Here is an 8,015-nt window from a genome sequence, read left to right on the forward strand (position 1 = left end):
TTGAGAGGGACGGACTTGTATTTCTTGTATTTCTTTCATAATGGTATTTGAATGTTAATAGAGGTTTTATAGTTGTGTATTAGTTTGTCACTAATTGTCGGGACTGTAATTCGGAGCTGATTTCTTTTGATCTTTTTTCTGCTCCTTTTACAGCTTCTGAGATAGCCTTCCCTCCGCCAAACTCTGCTAGTGCATCAAGTCCGGCAGCTGTCGTGCCATTAGGGGATGTTACGTTTTCTCTTAGTTGTGTTGGTGTTTCTTCCCGTTCAAGCATCATTTTTGCCGCTCCGAAGATGGTTTGTGCACCAATTTTACGGGCAAGCTTCGGATCTAATCCCGCTTCTGCACCGGTCTTTTCGATATGCTCCATAAGATAATAGAAGTAAGCGGGGCCGCTGCCTGCAATTCCGGTAAATATATCCATCTCACTTTCATCAATTACATATACTTCTCCGATACTTGAAAGCAATTCCTCAGCGTTCTTCATATCATCTTCTGACGTGAATCTGCCGGAACTGATAGCTGTTGCAGACTCTTTAAGCATACTTGATGTATTCGGCATCACACGGATGACTGATTGGCCGGCAGGAAGTTGTTCTTCCATATGTGAAGTGGTGATTCCTGCAAGTACAGACATAATAACAGTGTCTCTATTTACTAAATCATTAATGGAGTCCAGCGCTTTATCGATATCTTTTGGCTTCATTGCAAGAAAGAGAATGTCAATTTCATCAAAAGGCAGATCATCTTTCAGCATGGTGCGCACATCGTATTTTGCGTTTATCTCCTGAAGCCTTCCTTCGTTACTCCGATTTGAAACAATTATTTGATCACTTGGGATCTTGCCGCTTTGCACTGTTCCGGAAATCATCGCTTCCGCCATATTTCCTGCACCTAAGAAAGCAACTGTTTTATTTTTCAACAATCCTATCCACTCCGTTTCATTAATTTAATTAAAAGTTGTTTTTAGTCATGTTTAGTTGAATATTTTTAAATAATTGATTTGAATTATATATTTTGTCCTGTGTTTTGTTCACAACGTTTATAATCGTAACATGATGGTAAATGATATCAAGGCGATATACGGAAGTAGTAAGGAATTAGCCGAAAAAGGTAGTGGAAGCGTTATCATTTCATTTACAGTTATTCAAATACGCTCTGAGAGCTTTAAATCACCAATAATCACGTTTAATCAGCATTAGTTGTAAGATTTTTAAATTGCGGTGCCGATTCTGCGCTGAACTCAGCTTTTCGTCGGTTGCCGACAAAAAAGCCCGCCAGGCATTTTCAGCCTGGCGGGCTTTTCAACTTCGTTCATTTATTATTCGGTAACTTCTTTCGAGCTTTTTCCGCTCAGGAAGTCTTTCAGTGCTTGGATATTTTCTTCATAATCCAATTCAATGACAGAGCCTACGCCTTCGTATCTTCCAAATCCGTATGATCCTTCGACAGGAATCGTTAATTTGTCTATTTCATCACTGTTACTTAATAGTACATCTTTCACGAGTGAGATTTGATCGAGCTTTGACATGTTGGTTTGGATATATGGCTGTATGGAACCAGCCAGTTTAGGAAGCTTTGTGACACCGTCGAGGGTCAATACTTCTCCTTTTAAGGCCGAAATTACCTTTTGCTGTCTCTCAACCCTGCCGAAATCCCCCTCAGCATCTGCACGGAATCTCGCATAACCCAGCAGTTCTTTACCATTTAAGTTCTGTACGCCAGGTTCAAGTGAAACTCCTATATTTTCAGACATTGCTTTTTCAACATCCATTTCAATTCCTTCAGGAGCAAGAATATCAACAGATTGTTCGAAACCTTTAAAATCGACCATCATATAGTATTGGATATCGATATCAAAATTGTGCTTGATTGTTTTTCTCAATAATTCCGGTCCGCCTAAATAGAATGCAGTATTCAGCTTATAGTTTTGATAACCTGGAATTTCTACATAAATGTCCCTCATAAAAGAGACTAATTTTGTTTCATTTGTTTTAGGATCCACCTGGGCGAGCATCATCGTATCCGTCCGGGATTTTTCTTCTCCCCTGCTGTCAACGCCGAGCAGCAATACATTGATTTTCCCATTTTCGTCTTTGACCCCGTTAAATTTATATTCTTTCATGTTCTGCTTGCCATCAGCCATCTGGTACCCTTTATAGAATTGAAAAGCTGAATAGCCAAGTAAACATAATATGATTAATAATAGCACTGTGATAATTTTTCTTCCCCGTTTTTTCTTTCTCTTCTTGCGATCGAGTCTTGAATCCATTTTTCCACCTTCTTTGCAAAATAAAATGGCAGCAAGCTATTGAGAAATTTTACTCTACTATCCATTGTAACTCAATACACAGGTTATGGAGAGAAAAGCATGAAATTCCAGCATGATAAGAATATATAGTTTATAGTAACATAATTGTATCGATATAGCTCCATTATTCATGAATGGAAGCGAACTCCAAAGATCGTTCAAAATGTAGCACCGGTTTCATATTCGCCATTTAAAAAGCTGAGTCTGTGGATCATCGACTCAGCTTTGCCTTTCAGTCCTCCATTATATTATTGAGATTTGTTCATTCTGTTTCGATAGGATTCAATTGCATTTTTGGTTACTTCAAATATTCCTTTTCCGATCAGCCTGCCCAGGGGAGTGATGCTTCCGGCAAATGGATAGTCAATTCCTTGATGAGTTGAGGCAATCAGGATGCTATCTGTAGGTGTACCTGTAGCCAGGGTCCCGCTTCTGTGATCATATACTTCTTGCTCGTGCAGAGCCCTTACCTTTGCCTCAGTGGAAATGACAAGAGCCTCTATGAATGCTTCATCCGATAACTTCCCATTTATCATCACCCAGGTATTGATGGTCCCGGGCTTTATCTCCTCAGGAGACAATTCGCTGCCTGTAACGTCCACAGCATTGCCCACCCCTGCGGTCACCACTACAAAAATGGAATGTTCATTGAAACGATAGGACCCGTATTCGACATCCTCCAGGTTTACGGCGGTCATCATGCCGACAGTGAAAGATGGATCGATCTCACTATCTATAAGGAAGTTCATCATATCCTCCTTGTAATCCGTGCAATTATAATGGGGCGGGACATGACGGTTCACAAAGTTTTTATACCAGCCAAATCCCGAACCAACCACTCCTGATGACATACACTTCATCGGGAATGGTGAAGTGTATGTGATCGTATGGGAGGAAATATCCAAATACTTTTCAGCGGCTGACAAATGCCCGTCCTCAGCTTTTACGTCTGGGAGAATGACGATCTGCGGTTTGGCTACATGAGGATGCGCCTGTTTATGTACTTCCGTACCATATACTTCTTTAATATGTTGTTCCTTCAATACCTCTTCAGGGTGGTCCACCACTTTGGATAACCCATCCTGAAGCAGAAGGAGGCGGTCGCAATAAAGACTTGCAAGGTTTAGATCATGGAAAATGGAGACAACTGTCAGATTACGCTCTTCTGTTTGTTTCTTTAACAATTCAAGCAGGCTTTTTTGGAAGGATAGATCCAGATGATTGGTCGGTTCGTCCAACAGAATGACTTTAGGTTCCTGTGCAAGAGCCTGGGCAAGGAACACTCTCTGCTTTTCTCCACCCGATAATTCATCCAGTTTCCGTTTATGCAATCCTTCCACTCCTGTTTGCGTCATCGCTTCCTGTACAATCTCTTCATCTTGCAGAGAGATGGATTTAAATAAGCCTTTTTGATGTGGATAACGTCCAAGCATGACCGTTTCTTTGACACTGTAAGAAAAAGAATGGGACGAGTTTTGGGGCAGCACGGCTATCAGTTTCGCTAACTCTTTTGCTGAATAGGCACTGAGGGACTTCCCATTCAGAGTGACTTTTCCTGAAGTAAGAGAAAGAACACCAGAAAGTGCCTTTAACAACGTCGTTTTACCACTTCCGTTGGGACCTAAGATTCCAAAGAATTCACCTGTGCCTACGTGAAAATCGATTTTTTTCACTATGGTTTTTTCTTCATAACCTACAGATATTCGGTGAACATTCAGCATGTTAAGCTCCCCTTTTCTTAAGAAGTATATAGGCGAAGATCGGTGCTCCGATTAAAGCCGTAATGACTCCGATCGGCAGCTCTGACGGACTTATAACGGTTCTGGAAATCAAGTCTGCAACCACTAGAAAAGCACCGCCGGATATGACCGATAATGGAAGAACATGCTGGTGATTGTATCCAATGATCCTTCTTATAAAGTGAGGGATGACCAGCCCAACAAAACCGATGGTTCCTGATACCGCAACGGCAGCCCCGGTCAATATGCTACCTGCTATCAGAATCATATACTTCCTCTTCTGAACCGAGATTCCTATATGGCGTGCCTGGTCTTCCCCGAAGCTCATGCCGTTTAATTCCTTCGCATTTAACATGAGAATCAAGGTTCCGGCAATAAAAAAAGGAAAAATAATGAAAATATAATCCCATCCCCTCATGGATACGCTGCCTAGAAGCCAGCCGATGATCTGCCTTAATTCTTCTCCGGACAAAGCAATCATCAGAGAGATGACGGAACCGAGAAACGAACTGAAGATGATCCCGGTCAGAATGATTGTTTCCACTTTCATTGTGCGGTCAACTTTTCTCGCAAACGTCAGAACAAGGAAGACGGTGAGCAAAGAACCGAGGATACTGATGACCGGCAGCGTGAATAACCCCAGTAACGGGAGGTTTATACTGAAAAACAAAGTGAGTACTGCGCCAACGGATGCTCCGGAAGACATCCCCAGCGTGAATGGATCAGCCAGGGGATTTCTTAATAAACCTTGAAAGGAAGCACCAGCAATTGCTAAGGAGCTTCCCACTACCAGTGCCAATAAGACACGGGGTAAGCGAATGGAAAGTACTATGTTTGAGTGCATGGGATCGACATATTCCGGTAACACGCCGCCAAAAATCCCGGCACTGATAATTTTCAGAATATCGACAATAGAAACCTGTACTGTTCCAATCGATATCCCAAGCAGCAGTGACAGGACGAGTGCACTTACCGCTGTAAGATAAATAATCCAAATTCTATTCTGTAAATATCTCCGGATAAACAGATTTGGCAATTTCCTCTACTCCTTCTACCAATCTCGGACCGGTTCTGGTCACCAGATCAGAGTGTACATCATAAACGTGCTCATTTTTTACTGAATTGATTCCTTCCCATCCTGCACGTTCCATGACCTGTGCCTTTGATTTGTCATTATAGTAACCATAAGTAGTGATGATGACATCCGGGTTTGCAGCGATGACCTCCTCTTGATTGACTGCGATCCATCCTTCCTGACCTTTAAGGGCATTTTCCGCATTGATCAGTTCAAGCATTTCATTAATAAATGTATTATCTCCTGTTGAGTAAATGTCCGGTGCAGGAGCAACTTCGACATATACTTTTTTCTTTTCTTCAACTTCTTCAGCTTTTGCTTTTAACTCTTGAAGATCATCCTTCATGGAAGATACCAATTGATCAGCCTCTTTGGTTTTCCCTGTCAGTTTCCCGATATTCTCGATGATTGTGTATACTTCTTTTATTTTCTGCGTATCACGGATGACGAATACATTGATTCCAGAATCCCTTAATTGATCTAAACCTTCTTTTGCGCTCACTGCCGTTGACTCATGAGCAAGTACAAGATCCGGGTTCAGGCTGATGATTTTTTCAACATTGAATTCCATTCCCCCGATTTTTTCCTTTGAGGCAGCTTCCTCTGGGTAATTATCGAAATCCGTTACCCCCACCACTTCTTCACCAAGTCCCAGCTCGAATAGTATTTCCGTATTACTCGGGATTAACGAGATGATTCTTTCAGGCTCTGATTCCATAGTCATTTCATCGCCTAAAGCATCCTTCACTTTAATGGACTGATCTGCAGCTTTTTCTTGAGTCCCTTCCCCGGCCTTTTGATCTCCGGTTTCATTGCCGCAAGCAGCTGTGAATACCACCGACAACAATAAAACAATAAGCAGACTACTAATCTTTTTCATCGTTTCTCTCCTTCTTTCCTTATGGTAAAGTTTCCGAATGACATGTGCTTCTCTCCGGCCATTCTTCCAGCGATTGTGAAGCACCAAATAAAAAACATCCCCGAAAAGGAGATGCAGTGTAAAATGCATAAGAGTTTATTCATAAAAATAAAAAAGCCATCCATGCATGTTACACCTTCCTATCCGCGTAGTACCGGTGTTAATGATGTCAGGCAGGTCTCCTGGCTTATGGTCATTGCTTTCTGCACCTTCCCGTACATAAATACAGTGGTTCATTGCAGTTTGCTCCCATTTACAGTGGCGGGACCGCGTTGGAGTTTCACCAACTTCCCTTTTAAGAAGCTCGAGAATGCACATGATTCCGCTTCACCTAATCAAACAACTATGTAATTTTCCGTACACGAGAATTATACAGGAGCTTATATGCGCAGGTAAACATATTTTTGAGTATTTTCATTTTTTAAATGTCTGCCCGATATGATGTTACTTCATGTGTAATTTAATTGATTGTCAATCTTACATGAAAAGTGTTAAAATTTGTACATTATGATGATTCTTTATCACATTAAAGCAACAACAAATCAGGAGGCTTATGAAATGAAGAAAGAAATCGCTACCTTTGCCGGAGGGTGTTTCTGGTGCATGGTAAAACCTTTTGACGAATTACCCGGCATCATTGATGTTGTTTCGGGATACACAGGAGGTCATCTGGAAAACCCGACATATAAAGAAGTAAAAGAAGGAACGAGCGGACATTACGAAGTGGTACAGATTACCTTCGATCCTGCTGTCTTTCCGTATGAAAAATTGTTGGAACTTTACTGGCCGCAAATCGATCCCACTGATGTTGGCGGGCAATTCCAGGACCGCGGAGATCAATATCGCACCGCCATCTTCTATCACAACGATAAGCAAAAGGCAGCTGCTGAATCATCAAAACAAAGTATCGCAGAAAGCGGACGTTTCAGAAAGCCGATTGTTACGAAAATATTGCCGTCAGCGGCGTTCTATCCGGCTGAAGAGTATCATCAGAAATTTTACAAGAAAAAACCTGATGAATATAAAGCCGATCGTAAAATATCAGGCAGGGATGAATTTATCAGCAATCACTGGCAGCAATAACATTGTATGAAGGAAATCTCGTTTTCCATTCTAATTGGCAAAAAGGGGTTTTTTTCAGGAAAAGAGTAAACAAGACAAAGTAAAAGATTCCTGGCAAAGGTTAAATTTTGCCCTCCTCCTGATGATGACAAAGTAAATTACAAGATGACGAACAATGAGAAAGTCGAAAACACAGGGAATAAGGATGATAAAGGAATGAATATATTTATAACATTTGTACAAGTTAAGAAGAAGGGACCGGGAAAATCCTCCACCAAGAATGGCCATCAATCGCAAGATTTTCTCGGTTCTTCTATTTTTTTTTCGTACTTATTGTGCGTTCCATGAAACATGAAAATGGACAGTCTCTTTCAATTTATATCTCTTCTGATAGTAATGATTCAACCCCTCATTGCTATGCAGACAATCAAACCTTAGTTTCCCATAACCATTCTGTTGACAGAAGGACTCAGCCCATTTTAAACATTCGGCCCCCAAACCTTCCCCTTTCCATTCCCGCTTAACCACTAAACGATGTAAATACATACAACCTTCTTCAGCTGCTGCATCTCCCCACATTTCACAATCCCATTTATTCGGTGAGGATTCCAGCGTTAATGTTCCTGCTGCTCTATTACTTAATAACAATAAATATGTATTCCCCTTCTTGAGCGATTCAGTAATTTCTCCAAGATTTCCATCAATATCTGTCAGGTAATAATCCCATTGCTGAAGCCCTTTGGATTTCAGCCACCATGAGGCATCTATTAATAAGTCAATTATGATTTCCAACTCTTCTATTCCAACTTTCTTTATCATATAGACGAGTTTACTTTCCATAAAATCCCTCCTCAAGACTATTCTAACATATATCCATTCATGGAGGTCGTGCTTTATAAGCGTAAAATC

The 8,015-nt window shown here is 41.1% G+C and carries 7 protein-coding genes and 1 riboswitch; of the genes, 1 reads left to right on the forward strand and 6 read right to left on the reverse strand.

The window, feature by feature from the left end:
- Positions 1 to 79: 79 nt before the first annotated feature.
- The 5 genes from proC to V6B33_RS15405 all read right to left on the reverse strand — a co-directional run bounded on the left by proC (position 80) and on the right by V6B33_RS15405 (position 6,005).
- Complete coding sequence (gene proC / locus V6B33_RS15385) at positions 80 to 925, reverse strand: pyrroline-5-carboxylate reductase (RefSeq protein ID WP_334218634.1); 846 nt, start codon at positions 923 to 925, stop codon at positions 80 to 82.
- A 396-nt stretch (positions 926 to 1,321) separates the two neighbouring features.
- On the reverse strand, positions 1,322 to 2,272 hold the full coding sequence (locus tag V6B33_RS15390; protein ID WP_334218635.1) for an LCP family protein: 951 nt from the start codon (positions 2,270 to 2,272) through the stop codon (positions 1,322 to 1,324).
- A 287-nt stretch (positions 2,273 to 2,559) separates the two neighbouring features.
- Positions 2,560 to 4,032, reverse strand: coding sequence for a heme ABC transporter ATP-binding protein (locus tag V6B33_RS15395; RefSeq protein ID WP_334218636.1), 1,473 nt, complete (start codon positions 4,030 to 4,032; stop codon positions 2,560 to 2,562).
- A 1-nt stretch (position 4,033) separates the two neighbouring features.
- Positions 4,034 to 5,086, reverse strand: a complete 1,053-nt coding sequence (locus V6B33_RS15400) for a FecCD family ABC transporter permease (protein ID WP_334218637.1) — start codon at positions 5,084 to 5,086, stop codon at positions 4,034 to 4,036.
- Positions 5,049 to 6,005, reverse strand: a complete 957-nt coding sequence (locus V6B33_RS15405) for an ABC transporter substrate-binding protein (RefSeq protein WP_334218638.1) — start codon at positions 6,003 to 6,005, stop codon at positions 5,049 to 5,051. Before V6B33_RS15405 ends, V6B33_RS15400 begins: the two co-directional genes overlap by 38 nt.
- A 194-nt stretch (positions 6,006 to 6,199) precedes the next feature.
- Positions 6,200 to 6,394, reverse strand: a riboswitch (cobalamin riboswitch).
- A gap of 160 nt (positions 6,395 to 6,554) precedes the next feature.
- Here V6B33_RS15405 and msrA point away from each other — a divergent pair.
- Entirely contained in the window at positions 6,555 to 7,127 is a 573-nt protein-coding gene (gene msrA / locus V6B33_RS15410) for a peptide-methionine (S)-S-oxide reductase MsrA (protein ID WP_442915544.1), read from the forward strand.
- 309 nt (positions 7,128 to 7,436) lie between these two features.
- Here the strand turns inward: msrA and V6B33_RS15415 are convergent, their stop codons facing one another.
- Positions 7,437 to 7,946, reverse strand: a complete 510-nt coding sequence (locus V6B33_RS15415) for a GNAT family N-acetyltransferase (protein ID WP_334218640.1) — start codon at positions 7,944 to 7,946, stop codon at positions 7,437 to 7,439.
- Positions 7,947 to 8,015: the final 69 nt, after the last annotated feature.

The sequence above is a fragment of the Mangrovibacillus sp. Mu-81 genome (assembly GCF_036867415.1).
In the GTDB taxonomy this organism is placed as follows: Bacteria; Bacillota; Bacilli; order Bacillales; family Bacillaceae_B; genus Rossellomorea.

What these genes read in the sequence shown, in the direction of transcription:
- V6B33_RS15395 (WP_334218636.1), bottom strand. Translation starts at nt 4,032, where the DNA reads ATGCTGAATGTTCACCGAATATCTGTAGGTTATGAAGAAAAAACCATA.
- V6B33_RS15405 (WP_334218638.1), bottom strand. Translation starts at nt 6,005, where the DNA reads ATGAAAAAGATTAGTAGTCTGCTTATTGTTTTATTGTTGTCGGTGGTA.
- msrA (WP_442915544.1), top strand. Translation starts at nt 6,555, where the DNA reads ATGATTCTTTATCACATTAAAGCAACAACAAATCAGGAGGCTTATGAA.
- V6B33_RS15390 (WP_334218635.1), bottom strand. Translation starts at nt 2,272, where the DNA reads ATGGATTCAAGACTCGATCGCAAGAAGAGAAAGAAAAAACGGGGAAGA.
- V6B33_RS15415 (WP_334218640.1), bottom strand. Translation starts at nt 7,946, where the DNA reads ATGGAAAGTAAACTCGTCTATATGATAAAGAAAGTTGGAATAGAAGAG.